The sequence below is a fragment of the Streptomyces sp. NBC_01363 genome (assembly GCF_026340595.1).
In the GTDB taxonomy this organism is placed as follows: Bacteria; Actinomycetota; Actinomycetes; order Streptomycetales; family Streptomycetaceae; genus Streptomyces.
This window is the reverse complement of record NZ_JAPEPF010000001.1, coordinates 745935-765287: the sequence shown is the minus strand read 5'-3', so window position 1 is coordinate 765287 and position 19353 is coordinate 745935. Positions and strand designations below refer to the sequence as shown.

Below are 19353 nucleotides of genomic sequence, written 5' to 3'. Positions count from 1 at the left end.
GCAGCAGCCGACCGCAGCCGACAGGAGGGCCGACCGTGGGCAGCAGCGAGGTACGCGTACGCCGGGTGTACGAGCCGAAGGAGGAAGGCGACGGCACCCGCGTCCTCGTCGACCGGCTCTGGCCGCGTGGCGAGTCCAGGGAGAAGGCCGCGATCGACAAGTGGCTCAAGGACATCACCCCGTCGAACGAGCTCCGCGACTGGTACCACGAGGACCGCACCGCCACCCGCTACGACGAGTTCGTCGAGCGCTACCGCACCGAACTGTCCGACCCCGTCCACACGGCGGCCGTCCGGGAACTGGTCGAACTGGTCCGGGAGGGCGGCCCGGTGACACTGATCACGGCGGTCAAGGACGTACCCCACAGCCATGTCCCGGTCATCGTCGACCATCTGGAACACGAGCTGCGCCATCACTGAGGTGCGCACCCGGCGCCGGGCGGACGCCCCCTGCGGCGGGCCCCTTCCGACCCGCCGCCCGAGGGCCCTGCCGTACGCCTCTGAGAGACTGGGCGCGATGAACGAGACAGTGTCCTTGAGAGCCCGTGCCGAGATCGACCTCGCCGCGCTGCGCGCCAACGTGCGGGTGCTGCGCGCGCGGGCGGGCGGCGCGCAACTCATGGCCGTCGTAAAATCCGACGCGTACGGACACGGGGCGGTGCCCTGCGCCCGCGCCGCGCTGGAGGCCGGAGCGACCTGGCTGGGCACCGCGACGCCGCAGGAGGCGCTCGCCCTGCGGGCCGCCGGACTCGGCGGCCGGGTGATGTGCTGGCTGTGGACCCCGGGTGGTCCCTGGCGCGAGGCGATCGAGGCCGACATCGACGTGTCGGTGAGCGGGATGTGGGCCCTGCGCGAGGTCGTCGCCGCGGCCACGGACGCGGGCGTCCCGGCCCGGATCCAGCTCAAGGCCGACACCGGCCTCGGGCGCAACGGCTGCCAGCCCGCCGACTGGCCGGAGCTGGTCGCCGCCGCCCGCGCCGCCGAGGACGCGGGCACCGTCCGGATCACCGGCCTGTGGTCCCACTTCGCCTGCGCCGACGAGCCCGGCCACCCCTCCATCGCCGCCCAGCTGGCCGTGTTCCGGGACATGGCGGCGCACGCCGAGAAGGAGGGCGTCGAACCCGAGGTGCGCCACATGGCGAACTCCCCGGCGACGCTGACCATCCCCGAGGCGCACTTCGACCTCGTACGGACCGGGATCGCGATGTACGGCATCTCGCCCAGCCCCGAGCTGGGCACCCCGGCCGACTTCGGGCTGCGCCCCGTCATGACGCTCATCGCGTCGATCGCCCTGGTCAAGCAGGTGCCGGCCGGCCACGGCATCAGCTACGGCCACCACTACACGACCTCCGCCGAGACCACCCTGGGCCTGGTGCCGGTCGGCTACGCGGACGGCATCCCGCGCCACGCCTCCGGCCGGGCGCCCGTCCTGGTCGGCGGCGTCACCCGGCGGATCGCCGGCCGGGTGGCCATGGACCAGTTCGTCGTCGACCTCGACGGGGACGAGATCGAGGTGGGCAGCGAGGCGGTGCTCTTCGGCCCGGGGGACCGGGGCGAGCCGAGCGCCGAGGACTGGGCGCAGGCCGCCGACACGATCGCGTACGAGATCGTCACCCGGATCGGCACCCGCGTACCGCGCGTGCACCTGCACGCGACCCCGGCCGAGTCCTGACCGATCGTGCGCCCCTGACCAGGCACGATCGGATCACGACCGGAACAGACCGGCCCTGACCTGACGGATACGACCGACGAGGAGCGCGGCACGGTGAGCGAGATCAGCGCGGGGGACGCGGTGACGACGGCCGCTACGGCGGTCGGCTGGCGCCGGGCGGGTATCGCGGGAGCCGCCATAGGTGTGATCGCGGCGGGCGCGGCCGCCGGTGTCGCGGTCGAGCGGCTCACGGTCGGCCGGGGCATGCGCAGAAGGGCCAGGCTGGCCCTGGACGCCACCGGGCCGTACGGCTCGCTGCGCGGGCTGCCGGGCCGGGCCGCCGCCGACGACGGCACCGAGCTGTACTACGAGGTCGACGAGGTCGAACCGGACGGCGGGGCGGGCGGCGCCGCGGGCAGCGGGGGCGACGCCGTCGGCTCCGGCACGCGCCGCCGCCGGCTCTTCGGCCGCAAGGACCCCGCGCCCGTCACCGTGGTCTTCAGCCACGGCTACTGCCTCAGCCAGGACTCCTGGCACTTCCAGCGGGCGGCGCTGCGCGGTCTGGTCCGCACCGTCCACTGGGACCAGCGCAGCCACGGCCGTTCCGAGCGGGGCCGGGACCAGGCAGAGGGCGTCCCGGTCGGCATCGACCAGCTCGGCCGCGATCTGATGGCCGTGATCGAAGCGGCTGCCCCCGAGGGGCGGCTGGTGCTCGTGGGGCACTCGATGGGCGGCATGACGATGATGGCGCTCGCCGACCGGTACCCCCGGCTGATCCGGGACCGGGTCGCCGCCGTCGCCTTCGTCGGCACATCGAGCGGGAAGCTCGGCGAGGTCAACTTCGGGCTGCCGATCGCGGGCGTGAACGCGGTGCGGCGGGTGCTGCCCGGGGTGCTCCGGGCGCTCGGCTCCCAGGCGGAGCTGGTGGAGCGGGGCCGCCGGGCGACCGCCGATCTCTTCGCCGGTCTGATCAAGCGGTACTCGTTCGGTTCGCGGGACGTCGACCCGGCGGTCGAGCGGTTCGCCGAGCGGCTCATCGAGTCCACCCCGATCGATGTGGTCGCCGAGTTCTATCCGGCCTTCACCGAACACGACAAGAGCGGCGCGCTGCCCGCCTTCCGTGACGTCCCGGTGCTGATCCTGGCGGGCGACAAGGACCTGGTGACGCCCAGTTCGCACAGCGAGACCATCGCGGACCAGCTCCCGGACGCGGAGCTGGTCATCGTCCCGGACGCCGGCCATCTGGTGATGCTGGAGCACCCCGAGACGGTCACGGACCGGCTGGCGGACCTGCTGGTACGCATCGGAGCCGTCCCGTCAACGGCTAACGTTGGCGGACATGGAAGCACCGCACAACAGCCTGGCGACTGAGGCCACCGAGGGCGCCGCGCCGGGCGCCGTCACCGTGAGCCTGGCCGTCGAGTCCCCCGAACAGATGCAGGCGCTCGGCCGCCGGATCGCCGCGGTCCTGCTCCCCGGCGACCTTGTGATGCTCACCGGCGAGCTCGGCGCCGGGAAGACGACGCTGACCCGGGGCCTCGGCGAGGGCCTCGGCGTGCGCGGCGCGGTCACGTCCCCCACCTTCGTGATCGCCCGCGTCCACCCGTCGCTGACCGGCGGTCCGGCCCTGGTCCACGTCGACGCGTACCGCCTGGGCGGCGGGCTCGACGAGATGGAGGACCTGGACCTCGACGTGTCGCTGCCGGAGTCGGTGGTGGTCGTGGAGTGGGGCGACGGCAAGGTCGAGGAGCTGTCCGACGACCGGCTGCAGGTGGTGATCGACCGCGCGGTCGGCGACACGGACGACGAGCGGCGCGAGGTGACACTGATCGGGATCGGCGCGCGCTGGGCGGGACTGCGCGAGGTCTGAGCGCGGGGCCGGATTCCGACAGGCTGTCGGCAAATTGTTGCGCCGGGCGGTGCGGGCGTGGTCACATGGATGACGAGAGCTGGTTAGGTCTGCCTAACCACGCCTTCCACCGGAGCCTCAGGAGGCATCCATGACGACGTCCGCCGAACGTGAAGTGCCGCCGCCATCGATGAAGGACCTGCTGGCGGCCTGTGCCGCGGCCACGGCGGTCTCCACGCCGCCGCCGTCCGCGGACGAGGACGACGGAACCGACGACGGGGCTCCGGCCGCACCCGCGCCCCGTTCCGAGCCGGACCTCGAACGCCGGGCGGGCTGAAAAGCCGGGCGGGGCCAAATAAGAGCCGGACAAAACGACGGCCGGGCCGAAACGCCGGCCGGGGCGTCCTAGCGGACGACGACCACCTTCGTGCCCACCATCGCGAAGTCCCACATCGCGTCCCCGTCGGCCCGGGACATCCGCACGCCACCCGTCTTCAGCGTCGGGTCCGGGCTCTCCATCGAGCCGTCCACCGCCGCGCTGAAGCCCACGGCCACGTCGTCCACCATCGCGAACCGCACCACGTGCTCGATCATCACGCCGTCCGAGCCCTTGGTGGGGGCTCCCGAGCGCGGGGTGTTCACCCGGTAGGTGCCGGGGAGCGGATTCAGGGAGCTCGGCATGACGTCGAACGTCCGGGTCACCTTCCCGTCCCCGTCGACGAGCCACACCCGGCGGTCGGCCAGGGCGTACACGACCCGCGTCCCGGTGCCGGAGCCCTTGGGGAGCGCGGCCGGGCGCGACTTCTTCTTCGGCTTCGCGTGCTCGGTGGCGGTGGCGGAAGCCTTCGGTTTGGGGGCCGCGAGGTTGTCGGGGGCGTTCGCCGATGCCTGGAAGGCCAGGACGCCGACCGCGACGAGCGCCGCCGCAGTGAGCCCGGCCACGATTCCCGAGCTGCCCCTAGACACCGTGCGCGCCCCTTTCGCTTCCGTATGTCGTACAAGCGTTTAGCGTTTACGTCGTACCCGCGTGAACACGCTGACGGTAGCAGCCGGGACCGGTCGCACCGGGACGCCGTACGGGGCGCCGTGCCTCCCTCGGCGGAGCCGTAGGCTGTTTGCGTGCTCTTGCTCGCCGTGGATACCGCAACCCCCGCCGTCACCGTCGCCCTTCATGACGGGACCTCCGTCGTCGCCGAGTCCGGACAGGTCGACGCCCGAAGGCACGGGGAGCTGCTGCTGCCCGCCGTCGACCGGGTCCTCGCCGAGGCCGGTGTGAGACTCGATGCCGTGACGGACGTGGTCGTCGGCGTCGGCCCCGGACCGTACACCGGGCTCCGGGTCGGCCTGGTCACCGCCGCGGCCTTCGGCTCCGCCCTCTCCGTACCCGTGCACGGGCTGTGCACCCTGGACGGTCTCGCGTACGCCGCGGGCCGGGCCGGGCTTGAGGGCCCGTTCGCCGTCGCGACGGACGCCCGCCGCAAGGAGGTCTATTGGGCGCGGTACGACGACCCGCGCACCCGGGTCACCGAGCCCGCCGTCGACCGGCCCGCCGACATCGCCGAACAGCTCGCCGGACTCCCCGTCGTCGGCGCGGGCGCGGTGCTCTACCCCGAGGCGTTCCCGGACGCCCGGGAGCCCGAGCACGTCAGTGCCGGAGCGCTGGCCGCCCTCGCCGCCGAGCGGCTCGCCGCGGGCGCGGAGCTGCTGCCGCCGCAGCCGCTCTACCTCCGCAGGCCCGACGCCCAGGTGCCGAAGAACTACAAGGTGGTCACTCCGAAGTGACGACCACGACTGCCATTCTGCGCGAGATGCGCTGGTGGGACATCGACCCGGTGCTGGAGCTCGAAGGCGAGCTGTTCCCGGACGACGCCTGGTCGGCCGGCATGTTCTGGTCCGAGCTGGCGCACTCCCGCGGCCCGCGGGCCACCCGCCGCTATGTCGTCGCCGAGGACCCCGTCACCGGCCGGATCGTCGGCTACGCGGGCCTCTCCGCGGCCGGTGACCTCGCCGACGTGCAGACGATCGGGGTCACCCGCGACCACTGGGGCGGCGGCCTCGGCTCCGAACTCCTCACCGACCTGCTGAAGCACGCCACGGCCTTCGAGTGCGCCGAGGTGCTCCTCGAAGTCCGCGTCGACAACACCCGGGCCCAGAAGCTCTACGAACGCTTCGGCTTCGAGCCGATCGGCTTCCGCCGCGGCTACTACCAGCCGGGCAATATCGACGCACTCGTCATGCGCCTCCACGTACAAGAACACGTACAAGAAACAGAGACTGACTGATGGCTGACGAACCGCTCGTACTCGGCATCGAGACCTCCTGCGACGAGACCGGCGTCGGCATCGTCCGGGGTACGACGCTGCTCGCCGACGCCGTCGCGTCCAGCGTCGACACGCACGCCCGCTTCGGCGGCGTCGTCCCGGAGATCGCCTCCCGCGCGCATCTGGAGGCGATGGTCCCCACCATCGAGCGCGCCCTGAAGGAGGCCGGGATCAGCGCCCGCGACCTCGACGGCATCTCCGTCACCGCGGGCCCCGGGCTCGCGGGCGCGCTGCTCGTCGGCGTCTCGGCGGCGAAGGCGTACGCGTACGCGCTGAACAAGCCGCTCTACGGGGTGAACCACCTCGCCTCGCACATCTGCGTGGACCAGCTGGAGCACGGTCCGCTGCCCGAGCCGACGATGGCGCTGCTGGTCAGCGGCGGGCACTCCTCGCTGCTGCTCGCGCCGGACATCACCAATGACGTACGGCCGCTGGGCGCCACCATCGACGACGCGGCGGGCGAGGCCTTCGACAAGATCGCCCGGGTGCTGAACCTCGGCTTCCCCGGCGGCCCGGTCATCGACCGGCTGGCGAAGGAGGGCGACCCGAAGGCGATCGCGTTCCCGCGCGGTCTGACCGGCTCGCGCGACCCCGTCTACGACTTCTCCTTCTCCGGCCTGAAGACCTCGGTGGCCCGCTGGATCGAGGCCAAGCGCGCGGCGGGCGAGGAGGTGCCGGTACGGGACGTGGCGGCGTCCTTCCAGGAGGCCGTGGTGGACGTGCTCACTCGCAAGGCCGTCCGGGCCTGCAAGGACGAGGGCGTCGACCACCTGATGATCGGCGGCGGTGTCGCGGCCAACTCGCGGCTGCGGGCGCTGGCCGAGGAACGGTGCGAGCGGGCCGGCATCCGGCTGCGGGTGCCGCGCCCCGGGCTGTGCACGGACAACGGCGCGATGGTCGCGGCGCTGGGCGCGGAGATGGTCGCCCGGGGCCGGCCGGCCTCGGACCTGGAGCTGTCCGCGGACTCCTCGCTGCCGGTGACCGACCCCCATGTGCCCGGCGCCCATGCGCACGACCATGACCACGACCACGTCCACGAGATCAGCAAGGACAACCTCTACTCATGACCGTAGCCCTCATGTGGGAGGCCCGTGCCGTGGCCGGCCGGGGTGCCGAACTCCTGGAGTGGGCGCGGGCCCGTTCGGCCGAGCTGGCCCGCGAGCCGCTCCGCCGCGAGCTGCTGCGCGCCCCGCAGGACCGGGTCCTGGTCATCACCTGGTGGGCGGGCGCGTACGGTGACGAGCTGCCCGAACTCCCCGAACCGGACGCCGAGTTGATCACCCGCCCGGTGCACCGCTGGCGCTTCGAGTCCCTGGGGGACGCCGGACCCGACGCCGGCTGACCGGCCCTCGGCCGGGGCGGGCTCCCCGGTCGGCCGGTCCCTCAGCCGGTGGCGGTTCCCCGGTCGATCAGCCCCCGGATGATCGCGTCGAGTTCGTCCGCCGCCTCGTAGTCGGCGGCGTACGCGCGCCACTCGTCCTTGATCGCGGCGAGCCGGGGCAGCGTCGCCGCGTCCTCCTCGGTCACCATCTCGGGGAAGTAGCGCCTGCCCGGCGGGTTCTGCGCGCGGCGTTCGGCCGCCCGGCGGAAGATCAGGTCGCCGTAGACGTAACTCCAGATCGTCCGGTACGCGCGTACCGCCTGGGCGGGGGAGAGGCCGCAGGCGAGCGCCGAGTCGATGATCTCCTCGACCATCCAGAGCGCGTTCCGGTCGGTCACTTCGCCCAGCGCCAGTATGTCCAGCACCCACGGGAGCCGGCCCAGGATGTCGTGCATGTGCACGGCCACGGCGAGCAGCCGCGCGCGCGGGTCCTCGGGCAGCTCGGGGCGCGGGAAGGCGGCGGCGGTGCCCGACAGGGTGAGCATCAGCAGCTCGTCCTTGTCCTGCACGTAGTGGTAGAGCGCCATCGGAGTGGAGCCGAGCTCCTTCGCCACCCGCCGCATGCTCAGGGCGTCCACGCCCTCTTCCTCGATGATGCGGCGCGCTGTGGCGACCATCGCGTCCGGATCGAGCCGGCGCGGCCGCCCGACGGATCGTTTCGCCGGGGCCTGTTTCCTCGCCGGTGCCCGCTTCTCCGCCGACACCTGCTCCTTCGCGGGCGCCTGCTTCTTCGGTGGCACCTGTTTCTCCGTCGGCACCTGTTTCTTCTCTGTCCCTGACACCCGGGCATTGTCCCCGTTCCGCTGTTCCCGCGCGGTCCGGGCCCCCTCGCCATTAATTTCTATACGCGTATAGTAATGGTTCGACCGGATGACCGCGAGGGAAGGGGACGTCGTGGACGAACAGTCACGGCACACACGTTGGCTGCTGGTGGTGGCTCTCATCGTGCAGTTCATGGTGGCGTTGGACATGTCGGTGGTGAACGTCGCGCTGCCGGACATGCGCAGTGATCTCGGCTTCACGCCCCAGGGGCTGCTGTGGGTGGTGAACGCCTACGCGCTGGCCTTCGGCGGGCTGCTGATGCTCGGCGGGCGGCTGGCCGATCTGCTCGGCAGCCGCGTGATCCTGACGGCGGGCCTGGTGCTGTTCGGCGCGGCGAGCCTGGCAGGCGGGCTCGCCTGGTCGCCCGGCGGGCTGATCGCCGCGCGGGCGGTGCAGGGGATCGGTGCCGCCGCGCTCGCCCCGGTCGCCTTCGCCCTGATCGCCCTGGCCTTCCCGGCCGGGCCCGCCCGTTCCCGCGCCCTGGGGCTGTGGGGCATGGCGGGCGCGGCGGGCGGCGCGGTCGGCGTGCTCGCGGGCGGGGTGCTCACCGATGCGGCGGGCTGGCGCGCGGTGATGCTGGTGAATGTGCCGATCGTGGGGTTCGCGCTGGTGGGGGCCGTGCGCAGCGGACTGCGGGGCGGCGCGGCCCGGAGCGGTGCCCGGCTCGACGTGGCGGGAGCGCTGCTGGCCACCGCGGGCACGACGCTGCTGGTCCTCGGACTCGTACGCACATCGACCGACGCATGGGGGTCGGCCCGGACGCTGGGCACGCTCGGCGCCGCCGTACTGCTGCTGATCGCCTTCGTCGTCGTCGAGCTGCGGACCCGCACCCCGTTGCTCCGTCCCGGTCTGCTGACGGGGCGGCCGGTCCTGACCGCGAATCTCTTCTGCCTGCTGCTGAGCTCCGGGCAGTTCGCCGCGTTCTACTTCGTCTCGCTCTACATGCAGCAGGTGCTCGACTACGGGCCGACCGCCGCCGGTATCGCCTTCCTGCCGTTCTCGGCGGGCGTCGTCGCCGGTTCGATCGTCGCCACCCGTACGGTCGCGTCGCTCGGCACCGGACGGCTGCTGGCACTCGGCGGCTTCCTGGCCGCGCTCGGCCTGGCCGGATTCGCGGCGACGGCGCGGGCCGACGGCGGATTCCTCTACTCGATCCTCGGCCCGTCCCTGGTCTGCAGCATCGGCATCGGGATGTGCTTCGTGCCGCTCGGCACGGCGGCCACGACCGATGTGGCGCCCGACGAGACGGGCATGGCCTCCGGGCTGCTGAACAGCGCCCGTCAGGTGGGCGGCTCGCTGGGGCTCGCCGTCCTGGTCACCGTCGCCGCCCGGGTCACCGGTGACGGGGGCCGTCCGGCCGACCTGGCGGCCGGGTACTCGGCGGCGTTCTGGGTCTGCGCCGGGCTGCTCGCGGTCGCGGCGCTGGTGGCCCTGGTGCTGCTCCCGGGACGCGGGCGGACGGCTGCGGCGGGGGCTCCGGAGACCATCCCGGAGGCCGCTCCGGTGGCCGGGCCGGAAAATTCTCAGAAGAATCTCCGGGGAACTGTCGATCCGGCCGGGTCCCGTTCGACGCAGGGGTGAGAGGCGGGGAAAAGTCCCCGCCCGTCAGACCTAGGAGTCACCATGCCGCGCTTCATGTCGCTGATCCGCATCGACGAGCAGAATCCCTTCGACGCCCCGGACCCCGAGTTCGAGAAGCGCATGGGCGCCCTGTTCGAGGAGATCACCCAGGCCGGCGTCATGCTGGAGACGGCCGGGCTCACCCCGACCTCCCAGGGGACCAGGGTCACCTGGTCCGGCGGGAAGCTCAGCCAGACCGACGGGCCCTTCACCGAGACCAAGGAGGTCGTCGGCGGCTACGCCATCCTCCAGGTCAAGGACAAGGAGGAGGCCCTGGAATGGACCAGGCGGTTCCTGCAGTCCCACCCGGAGAACTGGACCGTGACCTCCGAGGTCCGTCAGATCGACGAGGCCACCCTGGGCGCCTGAGAGCCTGTCGGGTGACCTCTGATCCGGGCGGCCACGATCGAAGGTCACCCGACAGGCTCTGACCGGCCCGCTTGCCGCGACCCGGCACGGCTGCTGTGATGAGTGACCGTGACGGCAGCAAGCACGACGGCGGCGGTCGAAGCGGTCTTCAGGATCGAGTCCGCGCGGATCATCGCAGGTGTCACCCGCATCGTGCGGGACGTGGGCATCGCCGAGGAACTCGCGCAGGACGCCCTGGTGGCCGCACTGGAACAGTGGCCGGAGTCAGGCGTGCCGGACCGGCCGGGCGCCTGGCTCATGGCCACCGCCAGACACCGCGCGATCGATCTCGTACGCCGCAAGGAGACGTACGCGCGCAAGCTGGCCGAGGTGGGGCGGGCCCTGGAGGACGTGCCGCCGCCCGAGCCGGCCGAGGCGGACGACATCGATGACGATCTGCTCCGGCTGATCTTCACCGCCTGTCATCCGGTGCTCTCCACCGGGGCCCGGATCGCCCTCACCCTGCGGCTGCTCGGCGGCCTCACCACCGACGAGATCGCCCGCGCGTTCCTGGCCCCCGAACCGACCGTCGCCCAGCGCATCGTCCGGGCGAAACGGACCCTGGGCCGCGAAGGCATCCCCTTCGAGGTGCCCGACGGACCGGAGCGCGCCGCCCGTCTCGGTTCCGTGCTCGAAGTGATCTACCTGATCTTCAACGAGGGGTACGCGGCGACCGCGGGCGACGACTGGCTGCGCCCGGCGCTCTGCGAGGACGCGCTGCGGCTGGCCCGGGTGCTCGCCGGCCTGATGGAGCAGGAGCCCGAGGTCCACGGACTGGCCGCACTGCTGGAGCTCCAGGCCTCGCGCACCGCCGCCAGGACCGGGCCGGACGGTGCGCCGGTGCTGCTCGCCGACCAGAACCGGGCTCGCTGGGACCGCCTGTTGATCCGGCGCGGAATCGCCGCCCTGGAGCGGGCCGTGGCGGCGACCGAGGAGGGCGCCGGGCTCGGCCCGTACACCGTGCAGGCCGCCATCGCCGCGTGCCACGCGCGGGCGGTGACGTACGAGGACACCGACTGGACCACCATCTCCGCCCTCTACGACCGCCTCGCCGTGATCACGCCGTCCCCGGTCGTCGAACTGAACCGGGCCGTGGCGGTCTCGATGGCGCGGGGCCCGGAAGCCGGCCTCGCCCTGGCCGACGCGCTGGCGGACGACCCGGCGCTCAGGGACTACCACCTGCTGCCCAGCGTCCGCGGGGACCTGCTGGCCAGGACGGGGCGCACGGACGAGGCGCGGGCGGAGTTCGTACGGGCGGCCGGGCTGACCCGCAACGAACGGGAACGGGCGATGCTCCTGGACCGCGCCGGGCATCCGGACCGCGACGGCCGATGAGTTCCGGCCGCCGGACGGGTCTACCCTGCACAGCCTTCCGCGCCACCCGACAGGAGCAGACCATGCAGAAGATCACGACCTTCCTGTGGTTCGACACCCAGGCCGAGGAAGCCGCGAAATACTACGTGTCCGTCTTCGGCGGCGACTCGAAGGTGCTGAGGACGACGTACTACCCAGAGGCCGCGCCGGGCCGGACGGGATCGGTCATGACCGTCCAGTTCCGGCTGGCCGGCCAGGAGTACACCGCGCTCAACGGCGGCCCGCAGTTCCCCTTCACCGAGGCGATCTCGCTGTCGGTGGACTGTGCCTCGCAGGAAGAGGTGGACACCCTGTGGGCCGAGTTCACCAAGGACGGTGAGGAGGGGCAGTGCGGCTGGCTCAAGGACAAGTACGGCCTGTCCTGGCAGCTCGTTCCCCGCGGGTTCGACGAGGCGCTGTCCGACCCGGACCCGGCCAGGGCCGCGCGGGCCATGAAGGCGATGATGGGCATGCGCAAGCTGGACCTGGAGGCGCTGCGCAACGCATGAGCCGGCCCGCGCGGTCGGTAGGGTCTGCCCCATGTCTCGCCGCGCACAACTGCCGCCACCGCCACCGCCCCTGGAGATACGTTCCTGGCCCGACCGGGAGGCCCTGCTGACCGACCGGGCCGCGGTCCTCGGCGCGTTGGTGAAGGCGCATGTCTCACCGGGCCGGCTGGCGATGCTGTGGCTGTGGGGAGCGCTCTGCGCGCTCGGCTGGCTGCTGCTGGGCACGGCGTTGATCACCTTCGAGGAGTCGTACGACGTCATCAGCGCCGCGATCGGTGTGGTCGTCGCCGCCATGGGCGTCGGCTGCGTGGTGCCCGCGGTCATCCTCGTCGTCATGGGCCTGCGCCGCGACCGCAGGATCCGCCGACTGCTCGACGCCTGGGGCGGCTTGGACCGCGATCCGGTACGCGACGCGGCACTGCGGATGCCGGGCGCCTCCCTCGCCTGGCTGCTGATGTCCTTCGCGCTCTGCGCGGCCGGGCTGTACACCTGCTTCGCCGTCCCGGCCAGTGGCGTGCTGGACGGAAACGCCTACGGCCTGGCCGTCCTGGTCATGGGGCTCGGGCTGACCGGCTGGATCGTCGGACTGATCGGCCTCGTCAAGGCGTTCGCCCACCGGCGCTGGGTGCTGCGCGTACTGGCCGGGGCGCGCGCTCCGGAACCGCTGTTCTCCGTCGGAGGCGGCGCCCACCGATGACCCCGGACCTATCCTGACCTGATACATGGGTCACGCAGGGGGAGGGCGACATGGAGTGGTACTGGTGGGTGCTCATCATCTTCTGGACGGGCGGCTTCGGATGGGCCGTCGACAACGTCCGTACGGCGCTGCGCAATCGGCACGACCGCAAGCTGGAACTGCTTGAGGCGTCCAAGCAGGAGCGGCTGGCCCTCGACGCGGCGAACAGGCCGCCGGAGCCGGTCTGCGGCTGCACGCACCATCTCGCCAAGCACGACAAGCAGGGCAAGTGCCATGAGCGGATCGAGGTGCCGACGGCCTGGGACGAGACCAAGAAGCCGGTCCGCTTCGAGTCCGGGCAGTGCAACTGCCAGCAGTACGTGGGCCCTCAGCCGCTCTCGCAGGTGTACGCGGACGACCTGACCGACCTCGCCTGACGGCCGTCGGCCAGGTCAGGCCGGGCCGGTCAGCGGGTGGCCGATCAGCATCGTCGGTGCTCCGGCCACCCGGGTCAGGAAGACCGTCGCGGAGTTCGGCCCCTGGAGCTTCATCCGGCGGCGCAACTCCTCCGGTTCGACCGCCGAACCGCGCTTCTTGACGGTCAGGACGCCCACCTTCCGCTCCCGCAGCAGCGCCTTCAGCTTCTTCATGTTGAACGGCAGCCGGTCGGTGATCTCGTACCCGGAGGTGTACGGGGACTCGTACCGCCGGTCGCTCGTGACGTACGCGATGGTCTCGTCGACCAGCCGGCCCTCGCACCGCGCGACGATGTCGGCGACCAGATGGGCGCGGATGACGGCGCCGTCCGGCTCGTACAGATAGCGGCCGACCGGGCCGACGGGCGGGGCGGGCAGCGGGGCCCCGGACCACAGGGTGGCCCGGACCGGGAGCACGGTGGCGCGGTACGAACCGGCCGCGAAGCCCTCGCCGAACCAGAGCACCGCCTCCTTCACGTCGCCGCCGTCCGAGATCCACTCGGCCTCCGCCTGCGCCGGGATCGCCTCGTGCGGGATGCCCGGAGCGATCTTCAGGGCGGCACGGGGGGCCGCGAGCGCGGCGCCGGTCGCCCAGGAGAGCGGCGGCGAGTACGCCTCGGGGTCGAAGATCCTGCCCCTGCCGCCGCGCCGGGCCGGGTCGACGAAGACCGCGTCGTAGGGCGAGGTGTCGATGTCGGCGACATCGGCGCACCGCACCTCGATCAGACCGTCCAGGCCCAGCGCGGCGGCGTTGGCGCGCGCCACCTCGGCGGTCAGCGGGTCGCGGTCCACGGCGAGCACGGAGATGCCCGCCCGTGCGAGCGCGATCGCGTCGCCGCCGATCCCGCAGCAGAGGTCGGCGACGCCGCGCACTCCACCCGCCTCCGCGAACCGCCGCGCGCGATGGGTGGCCACCGAGGTACGGGTCGCCTGCTCGACGCCGTTCGGCGTGAAGAACATCCGGTACGCGTCCTCGGCACCGAACTTCGCCACCGCCCGCTGCCGCAGCCGTGCCTGCCCCAGCGCCGCCGACACCAGGGCGGCCGGGTGGCTACGGCGCAGCCGGGTGGCGGTGGCGAGTTCCTGGGCGGGGTCGTACGACCGCAGCTCGTCCAGGAGCGCGGCGCCCGCGGGGGTGCGCAGGGCCATGAAGGCGGCGAGCGGGTCGGGGGCGTCGGACCGGTCGTCGGCGGACGGGTCGTTCGGGGCGAGAGCGTTCACCCGCCCCATTGTGAGCCAGCCGGGTAGACCGGCGGGCCCGGTGGAGGTGTCGGGCCGGGAGGCCGATCACGTGCTGGCAGGATGCGGCGCCATGCGGCTTGTGCGACAAAAGGAAGAAATGGCCAGGAAGTTGCGTGGATCGGGCATGCCTCGTCCCGAACGGAGACGGGGCTCCGGCGGGCACCGGCCCGCCCGTGCCGTCCTGGCTGCGCTCCTGGTCGCCGCGGTCGGCTCCGGCTGCGCCTCCGGGTCCGGCGGGCAGGGGGGCGGCGAGGCCGAGCACCGGGAGCGGCCCGCCGCCGGGAACCCGGGCCCGGAGGCGGGCACGAACCCCGCCGCCGGACACCCGGGCGGCGCCGGCCGGGTCCGCGTACCCGGCGATGCCCATGAGAACGCGCAGCTCACCCCCGCCGTGCGGGCGAGGCTCGCCAAGAAGTGGGGGCTGGACAGGCCGCCGCTGATCGCACCGCGGCCGCCCGCCGTGAAGCCGCGCATCACCACCCGCGAGGGCTTCGAGGTGAAGGGCGGCGACGACTCGCTGCCGCCGGTCTTCACCACCGTCCCGACCAAGGACCGCGTCGTCTTCCTGACCATGGACGACGGTTCCGAGAAGGACCCCGAACTGTTGCAGATGATGGACGAGCTGGACATCCCGTACAGCGCGTTCCTCAGCGACTACGAGGTGAGCGACAACTACGGGTACTTCGGCGAGGCGCAGCGGCTGGGCGTCAACCTCAACAACCACACGCTCAACCACCCCTATCTGCCCGGCCTCTCGCACGCCGAGCAGAAGCGCGAGATCTGCGACGAGCAGGACATCATCGAGAAGCGGTTCGGGAAGCGGCCCAGGCTCTTCCGTCCGCCGTACGGCAACTACAACGGGGACACGCTCCGCATCGCGAAGTCCTGCGGGATCAAGGCCGTGCCCCTCTGGAACGCCGAGGCGTTCCCGGACCACATGGAGTGGCGCGAGGAGGACCAGGACCTGCACCCGGGCGACATCATCCTCACGCACTTCCGCGGCCGTGCGGAATGGGACGGCAGCATGGCCGACCTGGTCCGGGCGGTCATGAAGACCGTGACGGACCGGGGCTACGCCGTGGCCCGGCTGGAGGACTACGTATGAGCAAGGCGCGCCGGCTGCTGGCCGGGCTGCTGGCAGCCGGTGCGCTCCTCACCACCACCGGCTGCGCACAGTCGGTGGACCCGATCGAACGGCTGGGCCGCAAGGCCGCGCAGCGGGTGCACCACCCGCCGCGGACGCCCGCGGCGGGCCCGACGGCGCGCGGTGATCACGGCGAGCCGGGGTCGATGGTCGTGATCTCGTGCCGTCAGCCGCCGGAGTCCAGGCACTCGCGGTTGTCGCCGCCGCTGAGGCGCTGGTGGCCGGTGCGGCCGGGATCGTACGAGGGGGCGGGTGCGGGCGCGGGCGCCGGATGCGAGCGGCCGTAGCCCTCGTGCCCGACCAGCACCGCCACCACGTGCAGCAGCAGCGCCGCCGGCAGCTGGATCGCCCCCGCCCGGCGCCGGTTCGCGCGGATCGGCACGACGGGGAACAGGCCGACCACCGCGGAGATCCCGCCGAGGACGAGGACGAGGACGGGACGGTCGTACGGAACGGTCCGGTCCGTCCGGACGTTGTCCCCATGTTGTCCGGACTGTTGTCCGGGCCGTGCCCCGGTCGGCGTGTGCGGCGCCGCGCAGGCGCCGCGGCGGCGACGCCACGACTGCTCGAATTGGCACTCCGCTTGACCGAGTGCTAATCCCGGTCATAGTCTCGGTGCTGGCACTCACCACTGGAGAGTGCCAGCAGTACTGCGCGACTGGCAGGTCCGGCACCCGCGACGACGGATCGACCTGGTCGCCACCCAAGACTGTTACCCCGTGAGATCTCCGAAGGGGGAGACCGGATCGTGTCGACCGCCAGCACCAAGGTTGCGATCAAGCCGCTCGAGGACCGCATTGTGGTCCAGCCGCTCGACGCCGAGCAGACCACGGCCTCCGGCCTGGTCATTCCGGACACCGCCAAGGAGAAGCCCCAGGAGGGCGTCGTCCTGGCCGTGGGACCGGGCCGCTTCGAGAACGGCGAGCGCCTTCCGCTCGACGTCAAGACCGGCGACGTCGTGCTGTACAGCAAGTACGGCGGCACCGAGGTGAAGTACAACGGCGAGGAGTACCTCGTCCTCTCGGCTCGCGACGTGCTCGCGATCATCGAGAAGTAATTCACCCACGTTTGCTTCTGTTCTGCGCCCCTGGCCCCCGCGAATAACCAGCCGGGTGGTCGGGGGCGCAGTTCGTTCGAGAGGAAAGCTCAGCTCCCATGGCGAAGATCCTGAAGTTCGACGAGGACGCCCGTCGCGCCCTTGAGCGCGGCGTCAACAAGCTTGCCGACACGGTCAAGGTGACGATCGGCCCCAAGGGCCGCAACGTCGTCATCGACAAGAAGTTCGGCGCTCCCACCATCACCAACGACGGTGTCACCATCGCGCGCGAGGTCGAGCTCGACGACCCGTACGAGAACCTCGGTGCCCAGCTGGTGAAGGAGGTGGCGACCAAGACCAACGACGTCGCGGGTGACGGTACGACCACCGCCACCGTGCTCGCCCAGGCGCTCGTCCGCGAGGGTCTGCGCAACGTCGCCGCCGGTGCCTCCCCGGCCGCCCTGAAGAAGGGCATCGACGCCGCGGTCAAGGCCGTGTCCGAGGAGCTCCTCGCGACCGCCCGCCCGATCGACGACAAGACCGACATCGCCGCCGTGGCCGCGCTCTCCGCGCAGGACCCGCAGGTCGGCGAGCTCATCGCGGACGCGATGGACAAGGTCGGCAAGGACGGTGTCATCACCGTCGAGGAGTCCAACACCTTCGGTCTGGACCTCGACTTCACCGAGGGCATGGCCTTCGACAAGGGCTACCTGTCCCCGTACATGGTGACCGACCAGGAGCGTATGGAGGCCGTCCTCGACGACCCGTACATCCTGATCCACCAGGGCAAGATCGGCTCGATCCAGGAGCTGCTCCCGCTGCTGGAGAAGGTCATCCAGGCCGGTGGCTCCAAGCCGCTGCTGATCATCGCCGAGGACGTCGAGGGCGAGGCGCTGTCGACCCTCGTCGTCAACAAGATCCGTGGCACCTTCAACGCCGTCGCGGTGAAGGCCCCGGGCTTCGGTGACCGCCGCAAGGCCATGCTCGGCGACATCGCCACCCTCACCGGTGCGACCGTCATCGCCGAGGAGGTCGGCCTCAAGCTCGACCAGGCCGGTCTGGACGTGCTGGGCACCGCCCGCCGCGTCACCGTCTCCAAGGACGACACGACGATCGTGGACGGCGGCGGCGAGCCCGGCGACGTCAAGGGCCGGGTCAACCAGATCAAGGCCGAGATCGACGCCACGGACTCCGACTGGGACCGCGAGAAGCTCCAGGAGCGCCTTGCGAAGCTGGCCGGCGGCGTGTGCGTGATCCGTGTCGGTGCCGCCACCGAGGTGGAGCTCAAGGAGAAGAAGCACCGTCTGGAGGACGCCATCTCCGCGACCCGCGCCGCGGTCGAGGAGGGCATCGTCTCCGGTGGTGGCTCCGCTCTGGTCCACGCCGTCAAGGTCCTGGAGGGCAACCTCGACAAGACCGGCGACGAGGCCACCGGTGTCGCGGTCGTGCGCCGCGCCGCCGTCGAGCCGCTGCGCTGGATCGCCGAGAACGCCGGCCTCGAGGGCTACGTCATCACCTCGAAGGTCTCCGAGCTCGACAAGGGCCAGGGCTTCAACGCCGCGACCGGCGAGTACGGCGACCTGGTGAAGGCCGGCGTCATCGACCCGGTCAAGGTCACCCGCTCCGCGCTGGAGAACGCCGCGTCCATCGCGTCGCTGCTGCTCACGACCGAGACCCTGGTCGTCGAGAAGCCGGCCGAGGAAGAGGCCGAGGCCGCCCACGGCGGTCACGGCCACTCGCACTGACGCCTGACCGCTCAGGGCGCACAGCCGCAGAAGGCCCCCTGTCCCACCGCTCGGCGGTGGGACAGGGGGCCTTCGGGCGTTTCAGGCCGAGTGGCTCAGACTCCCGGAGTGCACGGGGTCCGCGAACGGCAGACCGGCCGCGAAGCGCTCCATCTCGTCCAGCGCCTGGTCGGCCATCCGGTGCAGCTCGTCGCCCAGCGAACCCGCCACGTGCGGGGTGAGCAGCACATTGGGCAGGGTGTACAACGGCGATTGCGCAGGTGGGAGTTCGGGGTCCGTCACATCCAGCACCGCTTGCAGCCGGCCGGCCGTCAGCTCGGGCAGCAGCGCCTCCTCGTCGACCAGCGAACCCCGCGCCGTGTTGATCAGCGTCGTCCCGGTCGCCATGGCGGACAGCTGCGCCGCACCGATCAGATGGTGCGTCTCCGGGAGCTGGGGCGCGTGCACCGAGACGACGGAGCTGCTCGCGCACAGCTCGTCGAGCGAGGTGAGCCGTACCCCGAGCCGCGCCGCCTCCGCGCCGTCCACGTACGGGTCGTACAGCAGCACGTCCAGGTCGAAGGGGCGCAGCAGCTCGATCACGCGCCGGCCGATCCGGGAGGCGCCGACGATGCCGACCGTACGGCGGTAGTTGCCGGCCCCGTCGAGCTCCGCGAGCCAGTCGTGGCCGGCGCGCAGATCGCGGTAGCGGTGCGCGGTGTGCAGGACCCGCTTGCCGGCGAACAGGATCGTGGCGAGGGTGAATTCGGCGACCGGCAGGGCGTTGGCGCCGGCTGCCGATGTGACGGCGATGCCGCGTTCCCAGCAGGCGTCGGTGATGTGGTGCTTCACGGAACCCGCGGCGTGCACGACGGCCCGCAGCCGGGGCGCGGACGCCAGTACCCCGGCGGTGAGCGGCGTCGCTCCCCAGCAGGTGAACAGCACCTCGGCCTCGGCGAGCGCGGCGGCCACCTCGGGCGTCGGGTCGGCCAGGTCGTGGGCGACGAAGTCCGGGTCGGTACGGGTGAGGGCGGCCAGCCGGGTGCGGTGGCGGTCGGCGAGAAGGCGGTCGGCGATGCCGGGCCCCATCGCGAGCAGGGCCGTCGGCCGGTTGTCAGTGGCGTGGGGCATGGTGGAACTCG

The 19353-nt window shown here is 72.1% G+C and carries 23 protein-coding genes; 18 read left to right on the top strand and 5 right to left on the bottom strand.

Features of this window, described 5'->3' with window-relative positions; all coding sequences use genetic code 11:
* The first annotated feature begins 35 nt into the window (after nt 1-35).
* The 5 genes from OG611_RS03480 to OG611_RS03460 all read left to right on the top strand — a co-directional run bounded on the left by OG611_RS03480 (nt 36) and on the right by OG611_RS03460 (nt 3836).
* Entirely contained in the window at nt 36-419 is a 384-nt protein-coding gene (locus OG611_RS03480) for a DUF488 domain-containing protein (protein WP_266415426.1), read from the top strand.
* A 97-nt stretch (nt 420-516) separates the two neighbouring features.
* Nucleotides 517-1671 carry an alanine racemase gene (gene alr, locus OG611_RS03475; RefSeq protein ID WP_266415423.1) on the top strand — a complete coding sequence of 385 codons (1155 nt, stop codon included), beginning with the start codon at nt 517-519 and terminating at the stop codon, nt 1669-1671.
* 93 nt (nt 1672-1764) lie between these two features.
* Nucleotides 1765-3021 (top strand): alpha/beta fold hydrolase, encoded by a 1257-nt coding sequence (locus tag OG611_RS03470; protein ID WP_266415420.1) that lies wholly within the window; start codon nt 1765-1767, stop codon nt 3019-3021.
* Nucleotides 2990-3520, top strand: a complete 531-nt coding sequence (gene tsaE, locus OG611_RS03465) for a tRNA (adenosine(37)-N6)-threonylcarbamoyltransferase complex ATPase subunit type 1 TsaE (protein ID WP_266415419.1) — start codon at nt 2990-2992, stop codon at nt 3518-3520. Before OG611_RS03470 ends, tsaE begins: the two co-directional genes overlap by 32 nt.
* A 130-nt stretch (nt 3521-3650) precedes the next feature.
* The gene (locus OG611_RS03460) at nt 3651-3836 is read left to right on the top strand and encodes a hypothetical protein (protein ID WP_266415417.1); all 186 of its coding nucleotides are present in this window, start codon (nt 3651-3653) and stop codon (nt 3834-3836) included.
* A 68-nt stretch (nt 3837-3904) separates the two neighbouring features.
* Here OG611_RS03460 and OG611_RS03455 read toward each other — a convergent pair whose 3' ends face one another.
* On the bottom strand, nt 3905-4465 hold the full coding sequence (locus OG611_RS03455) for a L,D-transpeptidase (protein WP_266415415.1): 561 nt from the start codon (nt 4463-4465) through the stop codon (nt 3905-3907).
* A 153-nt stretch (nt 4466-4618) separates the two neighbouring features.
* Between OG611_RS03455 and tsaB the strand changes: the two genes are divergently transcribed.
* From tsaB to OG611_RS03435, 4 genes are read left to right on the top strand one after another with little or no spacing between them, the layout of a single operon-like run.
* Nucleotides 4619-5281 (top strand): tRNA (adenosine(37)-N6)-threonylcarbamoyltransferase complex dimerization subunit type 1 TsaB, encoded by a 663-nt coding sequence (gene tsaB / locus OG611_RS03450; RefSeq protein ID WP_266415413.1) that lies wholly within the window; start codon nt 4619-4621, stop codon nt 5279-5281.
* Entirely contained in the window at nt 5278-5781 is a 504-nt protein-coding gene (gene rimI, locus OG611_RS03445) for a ribosomal protein S18-alanine N-acetyltransferase (protein WP_266415411.1), read from the top strand. Before tsaB ends, rimI begins: the two co-directional genes overlap by 4 nt.
* Nucleotides 5781-6887 carry a tRNA (adenosine(37)-N6)-threonylcarbamoyltransferase complex transferase subunit TsaD gene (gene tsaD, locus OG611_RS03440; protein WP_266415409.1) on the top strand — a complete coding sequence of 369 codons (1107 nt, stop codon included), beginning with the start codon at nt 5781-5783 and terminating at the stop codon, nt 6885-6887. The genes rimI and tsaD overlap by 1 nt, the downstream gene beginning before the upstream one ends.
* On the top strand, nt 6884-7162 hold the full coding sequence (locus OG611_RS03435) for a hypothetical protein (RefSeq protein ID WP_266415407.1): 279 nt from the start codon (nt 6884-6886) through the stop codon (nt 7160-7162). The genes tsaD and OG611_RS03435 overlap by 4 nt, the downstream gene beginning before the upstream one ends.
* Nucleotides 7163-7203: 41 nt before the next feature.
* Here the strand turns inward: OG611_RS03435 and OG611_RS03430 are convergent, their stop codons facing one another.
* A complete protein-coding gene (locus OG611_RS03430; protein ID WP_266425485.1) occupies nt 7204-7905 on the bottom strand; it encodes a TetR/AcrR family transcriptional regulator in 702 nt (233 codons plus the stop codon).
* A gap of 166 nt (nt 7906-8071) precedes the next feature.
* On the opposite strand from OG611_RS03430, the gene OG611_RS03425 reads away from it, so the two are divergent.
* The 6 genes from OG611_RS03425 to OG611_RS03400 all read left to right on the top strand — a co-directional run bounded on the left by OG611_RS03425 (nt 8072) and on the right by OG611_RS03400 (nt 13026).
* Complete coding sequence (locus tag OG611_RS03425; protein ID WP_266415405.1) at nt 8072-9604, top strand: MFS transporter; 1533 nt, start codon at nt 8072-8074, stop codon at nt 9602-9604.
* A gap of 42 nt (nt 9605-9646) precedes the next feature.
* Nucleotides 9647-10012 carry a YciI family protein gene (locus OG611_RS03420; protein ID WP_266415403.1) on the top strand — a complete coding sequence of 122 codons (366 nt, stop codon included), beginning with the start codon at nt 9647-9649 and terminating at the stop codon, nt 10010-10012.
* A gap of 108 nt (nt 10013-10120) precedes the next feature.
* Nucleotides 10121-11386: an RNA polymerase sigma factor gene (locus OG611_RS03415; protein ID WP_266415401.1), complete on the top strand. Its 1266-nt coding sequence runs from the start codon at nt 10121-10123 to the stop codon at nt 11384-11386.
* 62 nt (nt 11387-11448) lie between these two features.
* On the top strand, nt 11449-11913 hold the full coding sequence (locus tag OG611_RS03410) for a VOC family protein (RefSeq protein WP_266415399.1): 465 nt from the start codon (nt 11449-11451) through the stop codon (nt 11911-11913).
* A 31-nt stretch (nt 11914-11944) separates the two neighbouring features.
* The gene (locus tag OG611_RS03405) at nt 11945-12610 is read left to right on the top strand and encodes a hypothetical protein (RefSeq protein ID WP_266415397.1); all 666 of its coding nucleotides are present in this window, start codon (nt 11945-11947) and stop codon (nt 12608-12610) included.
* Between the two features lie 50 nt (nt 12611-12660).
* Nucleotides 12661-13026 carry a hypothetical protein gene (locus OG611_RS03400; RefSeq protein WP_266415394.1) on the top strand — a complete coding sequence of 122 codons (366 nt, stop codon included), beginning with the start codon at nt 12661-12663 and terminating at the stop codon, nt 13024-13026.
* 15 nt (nt 13027-13041) lie between these two features.
* Here OG611_RS03400 and OG611_RS03395 read toward each other — a convergent pair whose 3' ends face one another.
* Complete coding sequence (locus OG611_RS03395) at nt 13042-14295, bottom strand: methyltransferase domain-containing protein (RefSeq protein WP_266415392.1); 1254 nt, start codon at nt 14293-14295, stop codon at nt 13042-13044.
* A 136-nt stretch (nt 14296-14431) separates the two neighbouring features.
* On the opposite strand from OG611_RS03395, the gene OG611_RS03390 reads away from it, so the two are divergent.
* Complete coding sequence (locus tag OG611_RS03390; RefSeq protein WP_266415389.1) at nt 14432-15412, top strand: polysaccharide deacetylase family protein; 981 nt, start codon at nt 14432-14434, stop codon at nt 15410-15412.
* Between the two features lie 205 nt (nt 15413-15617).
* Here OG611_RS03390 and OG611_RS03385 read toward each other — a convergent pair whose 3' ends face one another.
* The gene (locus OG611_RS03385) at nt 15618-15854 is read right to left on the bottom strand and encodes a hypothetical protein (protein ID WP_266415387.1); all 237 of its coding nucleotides are present in this window, start codon (nt 15852-15854) and stop codon (nt 15618-15620) included.
* A 345-nt stretch (nt 15855-16199) separates the two neighbouring features.
* Here OG611_RS03385 and groES point away from each other — a divergent pair, with 345 nt between their 5' ends.
* Together groES and groL are read left to right on the top strand one after the other, a co-directional pair.
* Nucleotides 16200-16508, top strand: a complete 309-nt coding sequence (gene groES / locus OG611_RS03380; RefSeq protein WP_093540722.1) for a co-chaperone GroES — start codon at nt 16200-16202, stop codon at nt 16506-16508.
* 98 nt (nt 16509-16606) lie between these two features.
* Nucleotides 16607-18232, top strand: coding sequence for a chaperonin GroEL (gene groL, locus OG611_RS03375; protein WP_093540721.1), 1626 nt, complete (start codon nt 16607-16609; stop codon nt 18230-18232).
* An 81-nt stretch (nt 18233-18313) separates the two neighbouring features.
* Here groL and OG611_RS03370 read toward each other — a convergent pair whose 3' ends face one another.
* Nucleotides 18314-19342, bottom strand: a complete 1029-nt coding sequence (locus OG611_RS03370; protein WP_266415383.1) for a hydroxyacid dehydrogenase — start codon at nt 19340-19342, stop codon at nt 18314-18316.
* Nucleotides 19343-19353 lie beyond the last annotated feature (11 nt).